Consider the following 17,065-nt stretch of genomic DNA (forward strand, 5'->3'; position numbering starts at 1 on the left):
CACAGTTACACCTGGTGATCCAACTCGACCGCAGGCAGGTCGCGCACCTCGTCCTTGCTGAGGCTGAGCTGGACGCCCGCCTTCACGCTGGTCACCGTGCCGATCGGAATCACGACGCGCTTCTTGCCCCACAGATGGCCCTCGTCGAGCAGGAAGTGCGTCACGTGGTGATCGCGGGGATCCACCACCAGCCCCTGCACTCGCCCGATCTCTCCATCCTTCGCATGCACGTGCTCGCCACGGCGCACCTCCACCTCGCCGGCCGGGACACGGTCATCGGTGACGGTGTGGGGGCCCATGCCGCCCATTCCCATGCCGCCCATGCCCATGCCCATGCCGCCCATGCCCATGCCCATGCCTCCGCCCAGGCCGTAGTACGGCCAGGAGAGCATCTGGTGCTGCTCATAGCCCCACTCGCCGCTGGCGCCCGGCAGGAAGTGGGTCTCCTCTGCGCTCTCCAGCGCGTCGAACTCCGACACCGTGCAGCTCAGCCGGATCTCGTTGGCCGCTGATTCGACGAGCTCGATCGGGACCAGATGCCCCGCGCTCTGGTGGTGTCGTGGCTCGACGACGATGTGCGTGAGCGCGCGGGCGACCGGATCAACGACCACTCGCCTGAGCGCGCCGCACTCGCCGTCTCGGCAGGTCACATCGCTGCCGATGATGAACTCCGGCCCGGCGCTCATGAGGCCCGGCTCCCTGATGCCGTCATCCTGCGTCTCATCTGGGTCTCCCGTGGTTGATGATGGGTTGCCGTACGTGACCGCCTGCCGAGAGCGGGCCGCCAAACCTGTCGTGCGCCACCGTCCGCGACGAGGTCGAAGCGGGCTTGAGCGGTCGCGCATCGCTCAGAGGCAGAGATGGCGGGTTATCACCCGGTGGATGATTCGCCACCTTGTCACCTGGGTATGTCCCCTACCCGGATAACGCTAGCGTCAATACCAAATCGGAGGACACATGGGTGTCGATGACCTGTTCAGTACCGAGTCGGCGGTGGTGGCCGCGGCGACGGCGGCCGTGTTCTCGCCGCGCACTCGTGAAACCATGCGCCGCGGGATGGTGCTCGGGGTTGCCGGAGCGATGAAGGCGGGAGACGTTGCCACCGGAGCGGCGCGCGGCCTATCCCGTGGAGTCCGCGGCCAGGAGAGTTCCGGAGCGACCCGCTCCGGGTCGTCGAGTTCAGGGAGTGCTCGTTCGCAGGCGGCTGCGACGGATGGCGCCACCACGGATGGCGCCACCACCGGAGAAGGCGCCCGTGCCCGTACGCCCGCCCGGCACACGAAGGCGACGGGCGCGACCACCCCGCGTCCGCGGCGCGCCGCGACCACCGCCAGTCGCACAACGGCGCCTGCTGGCCGCAGCGAGTCCACCGCCGCGAGTGAATCGTGACCTCGGCCACGGACCGCGCAGCGCAGCGCAGTGCTGAGGAGCGCGCAGAGGAACTCGTCGGACGCCTAGCCGAGGATGTGACGCGCGTCGCCCAGCGGTTGTTCTGGCGTGCGCGCGAGGAGGCCGAGGACATACTCGCCGAGGCGCGCGAGATACACGACCGCTCGCGTCCGAGCTCGCCCGAGCGCTAGACCTGGCGACGACGTGTCCAGCGCGGCCACCGTCTCTGACGCGGCCCGGCCGCGGGTCGTGCGCTCGAGCACCGGGCGCCTCCGCGTGCATCTCCCAGCCCTCGGTGGCGTCGATGGCACGGAGCTGGAGCACCGTCTGAGGAACGTCGTGGGAGTTTCGGCGGTCAGCGTCCGCGCCAGCACCGCCAACGTCCTGATCGAGTACGACGAGCAGCGGACGAGCACGACGCGCCTGCTCGGGTGCCTGGCCGAGTCGGTCGCTGCGGCGAGGGATGCGTCCACAGGGTCCGGACGGGCTGGGCGCGGCGATGGGCTGGTGCGCGCGTCCCGGCCCACTCGCACGGCTGAGCCTGGCATTCTGCGTCCGGCCGGTGTGGGCATATCTGCGGCTGGGGTGATGCTCGAGCGGGCGGGCAGCTCTGGCCGGGCTCGGATCGCCGTGCCGGGCATTGATCGAGATCCCCGCCTCGCTCGGCGGGTGGTCGCACTGCTGGAGGCCAGGCCGGAGGTGGCGCGGGCCACGGCGAGCGCCACCACGGGCAGAGTGCTCGTGGAGTTCTCTCAGCGGGTCACGTCGCTGCAGAGCCTGCTGGCCGACCTGTCCAGCAGCGTCGAGCTTCCCGACTCACCCGGCCAGGACGTTCCGAGCCATCCGCTGGATCCCGCTCCATTGATCCAGAGCGGGGCCCGTCTGCTCGGAGCCTCCGCGGGACTGGCTTTCCTGGCCGCCACGCGAGCATTGGGCGCGTCACCGTCGTCGGCCGGCGCGGCCGCGCCGGCCACGGTCGCCGGTGCGATCGGTCTGGTGGACGGGATCCCCGCGGTTCGTGATCGCCTCCGCCACGGCCTTGGTCGCGAGCGCAGCCAGCTGCTGTTGGGCGGCGGGGCGGTGCTGTCGCTCACGGTCTCCGGATCGCCACTGGGTCTGTTGGTGGCCGGCGCCGGCGCGCTGCGGTTGTTCACCGAAACCCGTCAGCGACGCGATGCCTGGCGGCAGTACGAGGGTCGCCTGGAAAGTGTTCCCTCGGCACAGCCAGGGGCCGTCGTGCGGCTGGAGGCCGGAACTCGCATTCCCCTGCCAGCGCGCGTGATCGAGGGAAGCGGCGTGGTCATCGGCAACGATGGCCTGGCGGACTGCGCCGCCCCCGGCGCCCGCCTGTCAGCTGGCGCCACCGTCCTGCACGGACCCCTGGTCGTGGAGCTGCAGGTCACCGACGGCTTCGAGGGCCACCCGCGCCCGGTGCCGACGCCGCGCGACGCCGCGCAACGCTACGCGGCGCTGCTCGGCCCGGTCTCGCTGGCCTACGCCGTCCTCTACGCCGGACGCTGGCGTTCGCTCGCCGCCGCATTCACCGGTCTGCTGCTGGTCAACCCGCGCGCCGCCGTGATCGGCTCGGATGCGGCCGACATGGGCGCCAGCGCACGCGTGCTGAGGGCGGGCGTGACGGTCGTCGGCTCGCGCCCGGAGCGGACGCTGCGGCGCCCCGACGTGCTGCTGATCGCTCGCCCACGGGCGTTGACCGACGGACTCGAACAGGTCCGGATCCTGCCCCGCGCAGGCCAGGACCGCGCGGAGCTGAGCGAGCTGACCGCCGCGATGATGAACGCGGCCGGCTCGCCGTGGGGAACGACCCTGCCCGCGGCGCGCAGCCAGCATGCCGATAGTGCCTCCTTCGACGGCAGGGCCATCACCGCGGTCGTCGGCGGTCGCCGCCTGCGCCTGGAGCCGGTGGACGGCGGTGGCGAGCTCTCTCCGGAACTGCGCCGCGCGGTGGATGCCGGCGAGCAGGCGCTCGCGCTCAACGATGAAGATGGAGTCCCGCTCGCTCACCTGTGCCTGCGCCCACGGCTGGCCAGCGGCGTCGATGTGCTCGTGCGCTCCGCCTCCCGCCACGGTGTCAGGCTGATCATGCTCGAGGGCGATGACCGTCGTGCCTCGCGGGCGGTCAGTCGCCGCTGCGGCATCGAGCTCGCGATCGAGGCCGACCTCGTGGAGCTCGTGCGCGAGCACCAGCGTCACGGTTCGCTCGTCGCCGTGCTCTCCGACAGCGCCCGGGCGGCCGAGGCCTTTGAGGCGTGTGATCTGGCCATCGCTCTGAGTTCCGGGCGCAGCTCGCACTTCCAGGCCAGGGCCGACTATCTGGCCCCCGGTCTGCAGGCCGTGGGCGCGATCATCGAGGCCGGCGCGCGCCGTGAGCGCGTCGTGGCTAATGCCGTCGGATGCTCGGTCTTGACCAACGTCGCCGGCGCCGCCTGGGGCCTGAGCGGTCCGGTGGGCGTGCAGCGCGCCTCGCATGCCACCTACATCGGCGCCCTCGCGGCGCTGGGCCTGGGTTGGCAGCGCCTGCGTGGCGGCCACCGCTCGCGCTCGGTCATCAGCCGGCTCACCGACCCCAGGCCCGAACGCTGGGGCGCGCGCTCGGTTGAGGAGGTGCTGGCTGCGCTGGACAGCGGGCCGGAGGGCCTGAGCGAGGAGAGCGCCATGGCGCGCCAGCGGCGGCGCTCCGCCCGCCGGCGCCCCAACGCCTTCCTGGCCGCGATGGGCGAGCAGCTGGAATCGCCGCTGGTCGCGTTGCTCGGCGCCGGAGCCGGGCTCTCGCTGGTGCTCGGGGAGCTGGCTGACGTGGTAATCATCGGCTCGGTGATCGTGGTCAATGCCGCGGTCGGCGCCTGGCAGGAGCGCCAGGCCGGTCAGGCGGCGCAGGCGCTCGAGCGCTTCGGAGCGAGTTCGGCGCGAGTCCTGCGCGACGGCGAGCCCCGCGAGGTGGCTGCCGAGGAGGTCGTCCCCGGCGATCTGCTCCTGCTGCACAGCGGCGACCGGGTGATCGCGGACGCCCGCCTGCTCTGCGCCGAATCGCTCGAACTCGACGAGTCGGCCCTGACCGGTGAGTCGCTGCCGGTGTCCAAGGCGCCCGACGCCGAACGCGAAGCCGATCGCATCGTGCTGGAGGGCTCAGATGTGACGGTGGGAACGGCCACCGCCGTCGTGGTTGCCGTGGGGGACCGGACCCGGCTGGGAGCCACCGCGGCGGCCCTGAGCGTGCAGGAGACGCGGGCCACGCCGCTGGGAGAGAGGCTCGAGGTGCTCTTCCGCCAGGGGATCCCTGTGATCGCCGCCGGGGGCCTGCTCGTGACGCTCGCCGGTATCGCCTGGGGTGGAGCGCCGCTCACCCAGCTGGCGGTCGGCGCCAGCGTGGCCGTGGCCGCCGTTCCCGAGGGGCTGCCGCTGCTGGCCGGGGTGGCCGAGGCATCGGTGGCCCGTCGTTTGGCCACCCGCAACGCGTTCGTGCGCAGGCTGGCATCCGTGGAGAGCCTGGGGCGCGTGGACATCGTCTGCGTGGACAAGACGGGCACGCTGACCCGCGGGAAGCTCGAAGTCACCATGGTCGATGATCTCCAGGGCACCCATCCCGTGGAGAACGCGGCGCGGCCCGGTGCCGCCCGCGAGGTGCTGCGCTGCGCTGGCCAGCCCTCCCTTCGCGGAGCTTGAACGGCTGGCCCACGCCACCGACCGCGCGGTGCTGCGCGCCGCGGGCGGGGTCGGCTTGGACGACGAACCGGCGGGCGAGCGTCGGGCCGAGGCCCCATTTGACCCGGTGCGCGCCCTGCACGCCACCGCGGTGGGCGAGCGGGTCTGCGTGAAGGGCGCCGCCGAGGTCATCGTGCCGCGCTGCACGAGTCTGCTCTCCGGCCAGGGTCAGTCTCATCCGCTGAACCAGAGCGAGCGCGAGCGGTTGCTGGAGCGAGCCGAGGAGATGGCGGCGCAGGGTCTGCGCGTCCTTTTCGTGGCCGAGGGAGACGCGGGGACATCCGTGGATGACCCGCGCGGGCTCACCGCGCGCGGCCTGATCGGCATCAGCGACCCGCCGCGTGCGGGTGTAGCTGAAGCATTGGCGCGCTGTCGCGAGGCGGGCATCCGCGTGATCATGCTGACCGGAGACCATCCGGCCACCGCGCGTCGCATCGCCCAGGAGCTCAACCTGATCGACGACCGCGAGCAGAACGTCGTGCTCACCGGCGAGCGCCTCGAGCACGCCGGTGACGAGGAGCTCGGCGAGCTGCTGCGCCACACCGCAGTGGTCGCGCGCATCACCCCGATTGACAAGCTGCGCATCGTCGAGACGCTACGCGGTGCCGGGCACACGGTGGCGATGACCGGCGACGGTGTCAATGACGCCCCGGCCCTGCGGCTGGCCGACGTGGGCGTGGCGATGGGTGCCGACGGAACCGAGGTCGCCCGCCAGGCCGCTGACCTGGTCCTGGGTGACGATCGCTTCGAGACGCTGACCGAGGCGCTGCTCGAGGGACGATCACTGTGGCAGAACCTGCATCGCGCCCTGGGGCTGCTGCTCGGCGGCAACCTCGGGGAGATCGGCATGATCGCCGGGGCGACGCTCTTCGGACGCGGAGCGCTGCTCGGGACCCGCCAGATCCTGGCCATCAACCTCGTGACAGACGTCCTCCCAGCTGTGGCCGTCGCCGTCCAGGCCCCGCGCGAGCGGGAGCTGAGCGGGCTGGCGCTGCAGAACGGCCGCTCCTTTGACGCGGAACTGCGCGGGGACATCATCCGCCATGGTCTCGCCACTGCAGTCCCGGCACTTGGCGCGGTGCTTCTGGCACCGCTGCTCTCCGCGCAGGCGCCCGTGGTGGCCTTCGGCGCGATCGTGACCACGCAGCTTGCCCAGACGCTGCAGCTGGGCTCGCGCGAGCGCGGCTATGCCCCGTCCGTGACGCGCGCCGTCGGCGCGACCACGGGAGTCCTTGTTGGCGCCCTGACCTTCGGACCGTTGCGCCGCTTCCTTGCGCTGCCCGCACCGAATGCTGGCTCGCTCGCGCTCATCGCCGCCAGCGGCCCGGCGTCCGCGCTCACCGCCCGCGCTCCGCGTCCGGGTCAGTAGAGGCCATCGCCCGGGCGTAGCGTACCGTTCGGACGGTGTCATAGCCGTCCGCGTCGAAGCCCCGGTCGGTGAGTGCACGCAGGATAGCGCGGCAGCTGGGGAGCGCTCCCCGCTCGATGTGCCGACTGGCGGTCCGCAGCTCCGAGTCGGTGATGAGGGCGACGAGCCCGGGCCTCGGCGCGCGCCCCGTCACGCTGCTGGGCGCCAGCAGAGCGGCGTCGTCGGTGATCACCGCGCGTCCGTTCACGCGGAACGTATCGCTGACGCCGGGGATCAGGAACAGCAGCGCGACGCGTGGATCCATCAGCAGGTTGCGCACCGCATCGGCGATCCGGTTGGCGGGCCGGTCGGGGATCAGCAGCGTCTGCTCGTCAAGCACCCGCAAGAAGCCGGCCGGGCCTCCACGCGGCGAGACGTTGATGCCGGCTCCGGGCGCAGCGGTCGCCACGCACATGAACAGGAGGCGCGCGATTGATGAGAGCGGCAGCTTGCAGTGGCCCCGCCGTTCTCCCTTGTTCCTTCCCACCGATAAAGGTGCGCGGTCGCAGATCGCCGAAGCGTTGGCGGGGCATATCGGATCGCAGCCGGCGATCCCCGTGGCATCGGCAGCCACCCCAGGGCCTTGTACAGGCAGGCGATGCGCACGCCGGCTGATCCCGGGACCGCCATCGCCGGTGCTTGCGTGAACCCGCTCGATGAGTTGACCGCAACCCGCTCCCGCCACGTGATCACGCTTTGCGACAGTGTTGGTGAGATGCGGATCCGAGATCTCCTGGCGAGCGTCGCTGGCCGGCTCGCACACAACCGGGCGGGGGCCGCATGACCGGCAACGCAGATGGCGAGCAGCCGCCGCGGAGGCGCGTCTCGTTGGCGGTTGTCGCCCGCGAGTGGACCAGGATCGGATTGACCGGGTTCGGTGGTCCACCGGCCCACATCGCCCTGCTGCGTCAGCTGGTCGTCGACCGAGAGGAGTGGATGGACGCGCGTGAGTTCCAGGACGCCAACGCCGCGTGCGGGCTGCTGCCCGGGCCGGCATCAACGCAAATGGCGATTTTCACCGCCTATCGCGTGGCTGGCCCTGCCGGCGCGATCGTCGGCGGGCTCGGATTCATCGTGCCAGCAGTGGTGCTCGTGCTCGTGCTATCGCTGCTGTTCCTCTCCCACAGCGCGCCGCTGTTGGTCAGGGGCGCCGGTGCCGGGGCAGGTGCAGCCGTGGCCGCGGTAGCCGCGCACGCCGCCCGCGGGCTGATACCGCCAAGTCTCGCGGCCGTCCATGGCAACCGCGCCCGCACGCTGCGCTGGATCGCCTACGTCATCCTCGGCGTAGCAGCGGCGGCGCTGATCGGGGCGTATCTGGTGATCGTGCTGCTCGCCTGCGGCGCCGTCGAGCTCGTGATCCAACGATCCCCGTCCGCAGGCGGTTCGCTGAACTCGCTCGGAGCGTTGCTCCTACTGCCCGCGGCAGTGACGGTCGGCGGCTTCGGCGCCGTCGCCTGGACAGCACTCAAGGTCGGCGCGCTCTCCTTCGGCGGCGGGTTCGTGATCGTCCCGTTGATGCACGGCGACGCCGTGCACACCTACCACTGGATGAGCAACAGCCGCTTCCTCGACGCCGTGGCGCTCGGACAGGTCACCCCGGGCCCAGTTGTCGCCACAGTCGCCGCCGTCGGCTACGCGGCTCATGGACTCGCAGGCGGGATCCTGGCCGCCGCGGTCGCCTTCGCACCCTCCTTCGCGTTCATTCTGCTCGGCGGCCCCCAGTTCGAGCGGCTACGCGGCAACCGGAACGCGCGCGCATTCCTCGACGGTGCCGGCCCGGCCGCAATCGGCGCGATCCTGGGCGCGGGAGTCCAGCTCGCGCTGGCGCTGCAAGAGCCGTGGCAGTTCGTGATCCTCGCGGCCGCCGCGGTAGCGCTGCTGCTACTCAGGCGAGGTGTCGTCGAAGTCCTGCTCGCCTCCGGGGCCATCGGTGCGGTGATCGCGCTCGTCGGCGGCGCGCTGCCGCACTGATACCGGGCGCCCCTGGAGGCGGAGGCGAGCGAAGACCGAGCAGACACCCGACCACATGGCATGCAACGTCAACGTGCCGGAGTGCTGAGCGGGCAGCTCAGACCATCGTCCCGGCCTGACCTTTACATGGCCGCCACCAGCGAGCCCGGGAGCGTGCTCACAACATCGCCGCAAGCCAGCTGACATTGCGACACCGTCCGGGCTCGGAGGTTGCAATGCGCGACAAGAGACGCAGGCGGGCAGCAGCCCAGGCTGAGAAGCAGCGGCGGTATCAGCATCTGGTTGCACGGAGTGTCGACAGCGCCGAGGCGTGCCCGCTGGCTGGGATCAGCCGTAACAACAAACGTGTGCCCACGTTTTTCGAGCCCTCAAGAACACGATCCCAGTGTCTGCAAGCGATTCGCACCAAAAACCCACCGTGGATACCCACCAACTTCGGAACCCGGGTGAACCACATGGTCGCGATCGTGACGGCGCTGCGAGACCCCAGCGCCGTCACTATCGACGTCTACGAGGTGATCTGACGAGACGCGGATCGTGCCCGAAGAGGGCTTTCACCGCGAGTCGCGTGCCGGAAGCACACGCACCTCGATGAACCGGCCTATCTGCTCGATCAGATCCTCCTCGCTCCAGGTGCGGCGATCGACGTTGTTGGCGCGGATCGTGAGCACGGGGATCCCGGCCGCCTCCAGCCTGCGCACACTGAAGAAGTCATCCTCACCCAGGCTGATGACACCATCAATCGCGTGCAGCCGGGCCTCCTTGAGGTGCCAGGCGCTGGACCAAGTCGGCATCCGCAGCTCCTCACCCACCGGGACAAAGCGTGCCGCCAGGGCGCGCAGAGGGTCGCGGCCGTCGAAGTAGCGCAGGTAGCCGTCCGCCGCTAGGCCCAGGTACATCGACCAGACAAAGACGGCGTCATAGGTCTCCTGAAAGTGCTGGTAGAGCCCTAGGCTCGACCACAGCCCACGCCCCAACCACATGAGACGCAGCTTCTCACCCCGGTGCGCGGCCTGTCCGGCGTCGACCCGCTGCTGCACCTCCTCTCGCAGCAGCTGCGCCGCATCGCGCGCCCATGCGCTCCCCCGGTGCCACTGGGGAATCATCACAGCCGGCATGGTCTCGGCCGCGCTTACCGGTGCGGGTCTCGTCCCGGCGACCAGATCACGGGTCGCGCGGTTGTGCTCGGCCTGTTCGTTGGCCAAGTGCATCACCTCGGTAAAGCGGCTTTCCGAGAAGCGCCTTCCGGTGAGCGTCTCAAGCACGCGTACCAAGCCCTTGAGCTCATCGCTCAGCAGATCCAGGCGCTCCCTCGGCAGAAAGCTCTCCCACCTGTCCGGCAGCTCCTCCCACCACTGCGCAGGCACGCGCATCCGCGTATCGACGCTGCGCTCGACCGGCAGAAAGGTGGCCCCTGAGTGGCGGGCCCAGAGCTCGAACAGCTGGCGCATCGAGTCGCTGGATGGCGAGGCCTGCAGGATTGTGGGCCTCGGCAGGCCACCCCAGGGTGCGGTCTGCGGATCGCCGGCCAGCAGCTCTCCGAGCGGCAGCGAGTTGTACTGCTCGTGCTTGGTCGGATAGCCGGCCTGCTCGAGCGCGTCGAGATAGCGAGGGCCGAGCTGCTTGGCGGCAATCAGCGATGACCACCACTGCACGACGACATACGGGATGTCCATCGCGCGATAGATCTCATGCGGAGAATCGGCACTGAGCACCGCAAAGGGCTCACCGTCGCCGACACGCACGCGCAGCTCGCTGAACCACTCCCGCTGGTAACGGGAGAACTCAGCCGTGCAGGAAAGCTCCGGCCGACGTCGGATGCCGCGTTCCTCAGACATGTAGCACCTCACCTCCGGAACCAGGGCGACTGATCCGTGCACGTAGCGCCGCGGCGGCATCCCGAAGCTGCTGACCCCACTCACCTTCAGCGGCAAGCTCGACCGAGATCACTGGGGTGTCCGGCAGTAGTGCCACCAGCTCGGCCAGCTCCCAGCCGGATGCCTCATCTTCGGGCAATATAAGCTGCAGAACACCAGCGGCATGGGTTTCTGTGACGCGACGAGCAACATGACGCACACGGTCGAGCCCGGCGCGAGCGGCGCCGATCGTGCTGAACTGACAGTGGTCGGCCAGCCAGTCGATAGGGTCGCGGCTAGACAGACCGGCCGGCTCGCCGTCGGGACCGGGGGGCTCCCCGTCCGACTCGTGGTCGTCGCCGACGAGGACCAGGCCGGATTCCTCAAGCACCGAGTAGACCTGGGTGACGGGCCCGGAGCCGGTGATGAAGACGCACGGACCCGGCAACGCCGGCGGGTGCCCCTCCGCCGGTCGGCTGCGCGCCGCTAGCATGGCCGCCAGCGCAGACCGGGCATCGGCTCCCGGGAGCGTGCGCACGCCCACGTCGGCTATCAGCGCCTCGGTGGCCGTGATACGGCCCTCCGCGCGTAGACGCCTGAGGCTACGGAGCTGATGCGTTATCAGCACATCCTCCGTGATCGCCTGACGCACAGCGACGGGGTCGAACTCGCGCTCGGCCCACTGAGCGAGCACCGCCGCAAGCTCACGTAGACGGATGCGGTTGTACACAGCCGAGGTACGTAGCGGCAGTCGCAGCACATCGCTGAAGGCAAGCGGCGGTAAGAGTGCACCGAACTCCGCGTCAGCTGCCATCTCGCGCAGAACGTAGAAGAGCTTTGTGTGCGCCTCGCTGTCACGGCCGATCAGAAGAGCGTCGATCCAGCCCAGACGCCCGTCAAGCAACGCGGCAACCAGCCCGAACGCGTCTGACGAGAGCTCACCGCGCAACCCGGGTGGCGCCGCTGAATCGCTGCGGCCGTCCGCTCCGACGAGTCCAACTGGATCCAGCGGGACCGGCAGCATCCCCACAGCTGTCACCAGCTCGCGTGGGGCGTACCGTCCAAAAATCCCCACAACCTTGCCACCGCCCGCTCGCCAGCGCTCGGCGATCACCTCGGGCGAGTCATAGGCGACACCCAGCTGACCCAACCAAGCGTGGTCGTCTGGCATTAGCCCCGCTCCGTCACGGCAAACGCCGCGGCAGCTGCGTCGGTGATCTCAGCGCTGTAGCTGTGCATGTCAGCACGACGAAGCCAGCGCCCGGAGATCATCCGTTCGAGCACCTCACCAGCCCGCCTCAGATATTCCTCACGGCCTCCCGGATACAGGCGCGCGAGCTGCTCGCGGCGCAGTGGGATCCTGTACATCGGCAGGAAGTGGGTTGCGTTGTCCTCAGCGTGTTCGGCGGGGGCACGCCCGTACCGCGCCAGCGGCAGATCGAGCTGAACAGACCTGACGCCGCCAAGGGGGTTGCCGAACTCGTCACGCGCCACCTCCAAGGCGGCATCAAAGCGCAAGCGAGCGCTCGCGGGAGGCGCCTCGCTCTCCGTCGTCCAGCGGTCGAGGTTTGCCATCGTCGCTGAGAACAGTCGGCGCAACGGAACGTCTGAGCTGGCGAACCGACGCGGCGGCTCTGGAAGCGCGAACGGGTGACTACGCTGTCCGAGCTGGATCATGCCCGTGCGGGGCACCACGACACCGAGGTCTGTGTGCGTGGTGCCGGCGACCTCATACAGACGGTGGCGCCCCGGTCCCTCATCTACGTCCGGCGCCTGCGACCCGATGTTGCGCTCGCCCTCGTTCTGGCTGAGGAACTCAATCACCGGGACGTCAATCGCCCGCAACCGCCGGCGCTGGTGGCCGACAGGCGCAGGCGGCACGCCAGAGTTAATCTCCAGGTAGCCGCCGCCCTGCCATGGGCTCGAGATGCCGATCACGTAGCCGTCTATCAGCGGGCCGCCGTCAGCCCGGCGCATGCTGTCGTGAAATCCCTCGTTGATGAACGTCCGCATGAAGCTGCCGAGGAAGGACCAGCCGGAGGCGTAGACCCGCTTGATCTCAAGCCCGGAGAGCATCGGACGCTCGGGGGCGCGCAGCAGCGCCGCCACATCGGCGAATATGGTCCATCGGATGCCGTCGTCCTCGGGCCAGACCAAAGGGGCATAGCGGCTCGAGTTGAACCATCGCATGACGGGCGTAGCCGACACGGGGTAATCGGCCGTGGAGCGGCCGCGCGAGAGCGCGTCGGTGCCCGTGCCCACGGCGATGTAGGCGTCGCCGGTGTCGAGACACAGCTCGGCGAGATACTCCCACTGGACCAGGCCGAGGAACGGGTGGGTCGCATTCAGATGCACAACCCCGGAGAAGTCACTGGGCCGCTGCGGACGCGCCACAAGCGCACGTGTCACAAAGGGCAGGCCGCTGCGCAGCAGCCGCGGAGCGTGCCCACCGGAGGCGTAGAGATCGCCCTCGCCACGTAGGAAGTACTCCTCCATCAGATAGCCGGCCTGTTCGAAGCGTGTCGCAGCTGTGGTGTCGGGCAGGTAGAACGGGCAGTAGACTTCGGCGGCCGAGGCATATGGGACCGCGCTGACCTCACTCAGCATCGCTTGCCCCTTGCGCCGGTACCACGGGAAGCTCGATGTAGGAGGCCATCCGACCGCCCGTGTGCACGGTCACCATCGGAGGCTCGTCGAAAGGCAGATGCGTGCGCTGACGGGGGTCGGCGCCGGTCACCACCAGACGCAGCCGGGATCCTCGGCACACAATCGTCGACGTCGGCAGCAGGTCGAAGACGTGCTCCTCGGGCTCACCGGGCACAAGCGGTAGATAGTCCTCGCGGAAGCTGCGGTGCCACGGCAGGCCCAGGTAGTCATAGGGCGGCGTACCCAACCTGCGGTGACTGGAGCGCAGGCGGCCGTGGGCGCGCAGGTGGACCTCGCCGCCGGGCTCGATCTCCTCCAGATAGGCGAAGTTGTCACCATCGGGCTGCGTGGATGAGAGCCACAAAGACACGACCGAGTGCCCGGTCAGTCGCATGTCCCGCTCGAAAGGCGCAGTCTCGAAGCTAACGCCGTGGCCGTGCTGGGACTCTGGCCAGAATGGGGTCAACGGTTCCCACGTAATTACGGAGTAGTCGACCTCGAAGGATCGCCGGGCGGCCCGCTTCGAGTGCATAGGCGCCAGCGCCAGCCGGTCTGCATCGAGGAACCATCGCTGTGGCCGCATCCCGGGAACCGGCCAGGTCGGGCTGCTTGACCAGCTTTGCCCTGGCTCGGCGTTGTAGGTGTAGTAGTAGACGGGGTCCTCAGTGTCGATACCGTTCTGGACGCCCTTCAGATAGCGGTCGAAGAAGCGCAGGTGCTCGGCGAACATGTCAAAGTCCGGGCTCTGGCAGTGCGTGTCGGAGCCGATGAAGACCTTGACCACGTTGCGCAGGTTCGCCAGCGCGACAAACTGATCGGCGGTGAACTCGTCCCGCCAACCGGTCCAGCGGTACATAACCGGGCCGTGCATCTCCACCGCGTTGCGGTACGTGCTGAGGCTGCACTCCTCCCAGAAGCGGCTGCCGAGCGGCTTTGAGCGGTCGTCACGAAACGGTATGTCCCGCCAGATCTCGGCCATGATCGAGTTGCCCCGATGCTCGGCGCGAGCCGCCGCGAGCATCACGCCGTCTGGATCATCGTCGACCGGCAGACTGTCGACGCCCTCATCACGGGGGTCCTCGGGCCTTGTGTGAAACTGCGCGAGCAGCCCGCCACGGCAGATTGAGTCGTAGCGGTTGAAGGGCGTTGCCCCTGGGAAGATCGCCTTCAGGCTCGGCGGAGTTGTGATCGCGGCGTTGTCCTGGCTGCCTCCCAAGTACGAGCAGCCCAGCATCCCAACGTTGCCGTCACACCACGGCTGCGCAGCGAACCACTCGGTCATGTCGTAGGCGTCGCGTCCCTCAGTGCTGTCCTGCATGCCGCGGCGAAAGCCGAAGGAAGCACCCTTCCCCCGCGTGTCCACAACAGCCAGCACGTAGCCGTAGAGTGTCAGGTCGAGTGTCGGCATGTAGCCACTGGCCGGCAGTTGCAAGCTGCCGTCCGGACCAAGCACACTGCGCTGGTAGGCGGTGTGGATCCAGAGCACCGGGTGAGGCCGCTCGCTCGGCACTCCGTCTGCCACCGGCCGGTAGAGATCAACTGCGAGCCTTGTACCGTCTCGCACAGCCACGTAGAAGGAGCTTCGCTGCCAGGAGTCGTACAGGCGCTCGGAGTAGCCCTCGTAGTGTCCAGGCGAGGATCGTCGTGCTGTTGTGCTCATGCAGACTCCTTGTCGTTCTCAGATGACGCCGGCGTCACGCAGCCCCTGAATACGCTGCTCGTCGTAGCCGAGCAGACCCGCGAAGATCTCCTCGGTGTGCTCACCAAGGCGCGGCGCCAGTCGTTCAAAGCCGACGTGGGCATTGCGCATGCGGATCGGCACACCTGCGGTGCGCAGGTGCGGGATGTCACCCAGCACGGGATGCTGCACCGGTCGTGTCTCCTTTCGCGCGTCGACACGTGGATCGCTGACAGCCTCGATCGGCGTGCGGATCGGCGCCACCGGCACTCCCTTTGCAGCCAGGCGAGCAGCGACCTCCTCTGCAGGCAGGCTCGCTGCCCAGGACTCGATCTCCATGGTCAGCTCCGCGTCATGCAGGACACGCGCATCCCGAGTTTGAAAGCGCTCATCTTCGAGCAGCTCGGGACGACCCATGACCTCCACCAGGCCCTGCACCAGCCGGTCTTGGGGCGCAACCATCGCGAACCATCCGTCCGCACAGCGGTACACCCCGAACGGCGCCAGCCGAGGCAGCGTGGGGCCGGTGCGCAGCGGTTGGCCGAGGTCCTGGAGCGCCTGCCAGTCCTCAGTGGCGACCAGCGATGTGACGACGCCCAGCATCGAGACATCGACGAACTCGCCCACGCCTGTGCGTTGGCGATGCTGAAGAGCGGACAGAATCCCCACGATCGCCCACACCGGTGTCATCACGTCCGCGATCGGCACACCCACCCTGATAGGCGGATCCTCGGGACCACCGCTTGTCAGCATGGTCCCGCTGAGCGCCTGAATGATCGTGTCCATTGCCCGCACGCCCGGGTCGGCGTCGGCACCGAATCCGCTGATGGCGCAGTAAACGATCTGCGGGTTGGCGGCAGACGCCGCCTCGTAGCCCACACCCAGCCGGTCCGCCGTGCCGCTCGTGAAGTTCTCCACCACCACGTCGGCGTTGCGCACCAGATCGGCGAACACCTCCTTTGCCTCTGGATGCTTGAGGTTGAGGGTGACGCTGCGCTTGCCGCGCAGACGCGTGAGCGCCGCCAACGAGATGTCCTCGGGCGAGGTGGCAGCGAGCGTTAGCCCGTTGGGACCGATGTAGGGAGCGTTGCCGCGAGAGATGTCGCCACCGCGAGGGTCCTCAACCTTGATGACGTCGGCACCCAGCCCGCCGAGGATCAGCGTGCAGAAGGGCCCCGCCAGCGCTCGTGTCAGATCGATCACCCTAACGCCCTCAAGCGGGTACCCGTTCTGTGAAGCCGCCATCACTCCCGCTCCCCAGCGCCCGCCGCGGGCCAAACACGCACCCGCTCCCCGTCCCATTCAAACTCGGTGGCCAAGCCGGCCTCTTCGCCGATGGTGCGCACGTAGTCGACCACGCGCTGCCCCTCCTCGCGACCCAGGGGCACCGGTCGCGCATCATCGTCAATCCAGCACGGGATCAGGCCCGGGCTCAGAGACCCGTCGGCGTCCACCTCACAGTCGGCGATGATCGTGTTGCGGCTCTCTGGGTTGAAGGGGTATGTGGGCATCTTCGGATCGGGCCGGAACCCGTAGAGCTGCTCGCGGCGGAGCGCCCAGGCACGGGCCTCCGGCGTGTGGCTGTCAGTGGGCGAGAGCGCACTGGTGACGGTCACGAAGTTGCCTAGCCCGTGATAGATCGGCCGGCCCCGGTAGATCTCGATCCCGCGCATGATGTGAGCGTGGTGCCCCACGACGATGTCGGCACCTGCGTCGATCACAGCATGCGAGAGGTCGCGCTCATACATCGCGATCTGGCTGCGCACGTGGCCGATGCCCTTATGCAGAGCGACCACAACGATGTCCACCGTAGGTCGCACGGCGGCGAGATCAACGCGCAGCTCAGCTACGCTCTCTGGGGCGGCGAAGGTGTAGATAGTCGGCGGACCGCCGGGCGATGCGTGATCCAGCTCGTAGTGGGTGAGCACGTTCACATAGGCGCAGCCGGGCTTTGAGGCACGCGCCCATCCGTCCTTTGGACCTACGCAGTTGTAGCTGAAGACCGCGACCGAGACGCCTCCGGCGGCGATGCGGGCCGGTTCTCGAGCCTCCCGGAGGGTCATGCCGGCGCCGGTGGTGTGGATGCCAAGCTCGCGAAGCTTGGTGATCGTGTCCTCGATCGCATCGGCACCCTGATCAGCGAGGTGGTTGCCGGCCAGGGTGGCCACGTTGAAACCGGCCTTGGGGAGTGCCTCGAGATGCTCAGGCCGCGCCGGCGGCGCTGGTACGTCGGTGCTCTGCAGGCGCCCGCGCGTCGAGTGCGGGACCTCCACCTGGCCTATCACCACGTCGCCGGTGCAGAGCCGAGGCGCGCTGGGCGCAAAGAAAGAGTCCGGGTCTGGCTCGTCCAGAATCAAGTCACCCACAATTAGGATGCGTGCGCTCACCTTCTCACCG

At 69.0% G+C, this 17,065-nt stretch carries 13 protein-coding genes; 5 read left to right on the forward strand and 8 right to left on the reverse strand.

All coding sequences use genetic code 11. The annotated features are described in order from the left end of the window. Positions 1 to 5: 5 nt before the first annotated feature. The gene (locus M3M54_RS08820; protein WP_249018672.1) at positions 6 to 686 is read right to left on the reverse strand and encodes a PRC-barrel domain-containing protein; all 681 of its coding nucleotides are present in this window, start codon (positions 684 to 686) and stop codon (positions 6 to 8) included. A gap of 699 nt (positions 687 to 1,385) precedes the next feature. Here M3M54_RS08820 and M3M54_RS08825 point away from each other — a divergent pair. Genes M3M54_RS08825 through M3M54_RS16800 form a run of 3 tightly spaced genes read left to right on the forward strand, consistent with a single transcriptional unit; the run spans position 1,386 to position 6,478 of the window. Beyond that, positions 1,386 to 1,580: a hypothetical protein gene (locus M3M54_RS08825; protein ID WP_249018673.1), complete on the forward strand. Its 195-nt coding sequence runs from the start codon at positions 1,386 to 1,388 to the stop codon at positions 1,578 to 1,580. A gap of 13 nt (positions 1,581 to 1,593) precedes the next feature. Beyond that, positions 1,594 to 5,070 carry an HAD-IC family P-type ATPase gene (locus M3M54_RS08830; RefSeq protein ID WP_249018674.1) on the forward strand — a complete coding sequence of 1,159 codons (3,477 nt, stop codon included), beginning with the start codon at positions 1,594 to 1,596 and terminating at the stop codon, positions 5,068 to 5,070. Beyond that, positions 5,015 to 6,478: an HAD-IC family P-type ATPase gene (locus tag M3M54_RS16800; RefSeq protein WP_305883072.1), complete on the forward strand. Its 1,464-nt coding sequence runs from the start codon at positions 5,015 to 5,017 to the stop codon at positions 6,476 to 6,478. The genes M3M54_RS08830 and M3M54_RS16800 overlap by 56 nt, the downstream gene beginning before the upstream one ends. On the opposite strand, the gene M3M54_RS08845 is transcribed toward M3M54_RS16800, so the two are convergent. Then, entirely contained in the window at positions 6,447 to 7,091 is a 645-nt protein-coding gene (locus M3M54_RS08845; RefSeq protein ID WP_249018675.1) for a pyridoxamine 5'-phosphate oxidase family protein, read from the reverse strand. The two genes, M3M54_RS16800 and M3M54_RS08845, sit on opposite strands and share 32 nt — an antisense overlap. A gap of 206 nt (positions 7,092 to 7,297) precedes the next feature. On the opposite strand from M3M54_RS08845, the gene chrA reads away from it, so the two are divergent. After that, the gene (gene chrA, locus M3M54_RS08850; protein ID WP_249018676.1) at positions 7,298 to 8,488 is read left to right on the forward strand and encodes a chromate efflux transporter; all 1,191 of its coding nucleotides are present in this window, start codon (positions 7,298 to 7,300) and stop codon (positions 8,486 to 8,488) included. A gap of 347 nt (positions 8,489 to 8,835) precedes the next feature. After that, positions 8,836 to 9,012 (forward strand): hypothetical protein, encoded by a 177-nt coding sequence (locus M3M54_RS08855; protein WP_249018677.1) that lies wholly within the window; start codon positions 8,836 to 8,838, stop codon positions 9,010 to 9,012. 30 nt (positions 9,013 to 9,042) lie between these two features. Here M3M54_RS08855 and M3M54_RS08860 read toward each other — a convergent pair whose 3' ends face one another. From M3M54_RS08860 to M3M54_RS08885, 6 genes are read right to left on the reverse strand one after another with little or no spacing between them, the layout of a single operon-like run. Continuing rightward, positions 9,043 to 10,326, reverse strand: coding sequence for a 2-hydroxyacyl-CoA dehydratase family protein (locus M3M54_RS08860; protein WP_249018678.1), 1,284 nt, complete (start codon positions 10,324 to 10,326; stop codon positions 9,043 to 9,045). After that, on the reverse strand, positions 10,319 to 11,515 hold the full coding sequence (locus tag M3M54_RS08865) for a 2-hydroxyacyl-CoA dehydratase family protein (protein WP_249018679.1): 1,197 nt from the start codon (positions 11,513 to 11,515) through the stop codon (positions 10,319 to 10,321). The genes M3M54_RS08860 and M3M54_RS08865 overlap by 8 nt, the downstream gene beginning before the upstream one ends. Further along, positions 11,515 to 12,951: an alpha/beta hydrolase domain-containing protein gene (locus M3M54_RS08870; protein WP_249018680.1), complete on the reverse strand. Its 1,437-nt coding sequence runs from the start codon at positions 12,949 to 12,951 to the stop codon at positions 11,515 to 11,517. Before M3M54_RS08870 ends, M3M54_RS08865 begins: the two co-directional genes overlap by 1 nt. After that, entirely contained in the window at positions 12,941 to 14,650 is a 1,710-nt protein-coding gene (locus M3M54_RS08875; RefSeq protein WP_249018681.1) for a CocE/NonD family hydrolase, read from the reverse strand. The genes M3M54_RS08870 and M3M54_RS08875 overlap by 11 nt, the downstream gene beginning before the upstream one ends. 18 nt (positions 14,651 to 14,668) lie before the next feature. Further along, on the reverse strand, positions 14,669 to 15,913 hold the full coding sequence (locus tag M3M54_RS08880) for a CaiB/BaiF CoA-transferase family protein (RefSeq protein WP_249018682.1): 1,245 nt from the start codon (positions 15,911 to 15,913) through the stop codon (positions 14,669 to 14,671). Then, positions 15,913 to 17,055 carry a CapA family protein gene (locus M3M54_RS08885; protein WP_249018683.1) on the reverse strand — a complete coding sequence of 381 codons (1,143 nt, stop codon included), beginning with the start codon at positions 17,053 to 17,055 and terminating at the stop codon, positions 15,913 to 15,915. Before M3M54_RS08885 ends, M3M54_RS08880 begins: the two co-directional genes overlap by 1 nt. Positions 17,056 to 17,065: the final 10 nt, after the last annotated feature.

Source organism: Conexibacter sp. S30A1, assembly GCF_023330665.1.
Lineage (GTDB): Bacteria > Actinomycetota > Thermoleophilia > Solirubrobacterales > Solirubrobacteraceae > Palsa-465.

Excerpts from the sequence above, each read along its gene's own strand:
- M3M54_RS08865 (WP_249018679.1), bottom strand. The coding sequence starts at position 11,515 with ATGCCAGACGACCACGCTTGGTTGGGTCAGCTGGGTGTCGCCTATGAC.
- M3M54_RS08820 (WP_249018672.1), bottom strand. The coding sequence starts at position 686 with ATGAGCGCCGGGCCGGAGTTCATCATCGGCAGCGATGTGACCTGCCGA.
- M3M54_RS08875 (WP_249018681.1), bottom strand. The coding sequence starts at position 14,650 with ATGAGCACAACAGCACGACGATCCTCGCCTGGACACTACGAGGGCTAC.
- M3M54_RS08880 (WP_249018682.1), bottom strand. The coding sequence starts at position 15,913 with ATGGCGGCTTCACAGAACGGGTACCCGCTTGAGGGCGTTAGGGTGATC.
- chrA (WP_249018676.1), top strand. The coding sequence starts at position 7,298 with ATGACCGGCAACGCAGATGGCGAGCAGCCGCCGCGGAGGCGCGTCTCG.
- M3M54_RS08860 (WP_249018678.1), bottom strand. The coding sequence starts at position 10,326 with ATGTCTGAGGAACGCGGCATCCGACGTCGGCCGGAGCTTTCCTGCACG.
- M3M54_RS08870 (WP_249018680.1), bottom strand. The coding sequence starts at position 12,951 with ATGCTGAGTGAGGTCAGCGCGGTCCCATATGCCTCGGCCGCCGAAGTC.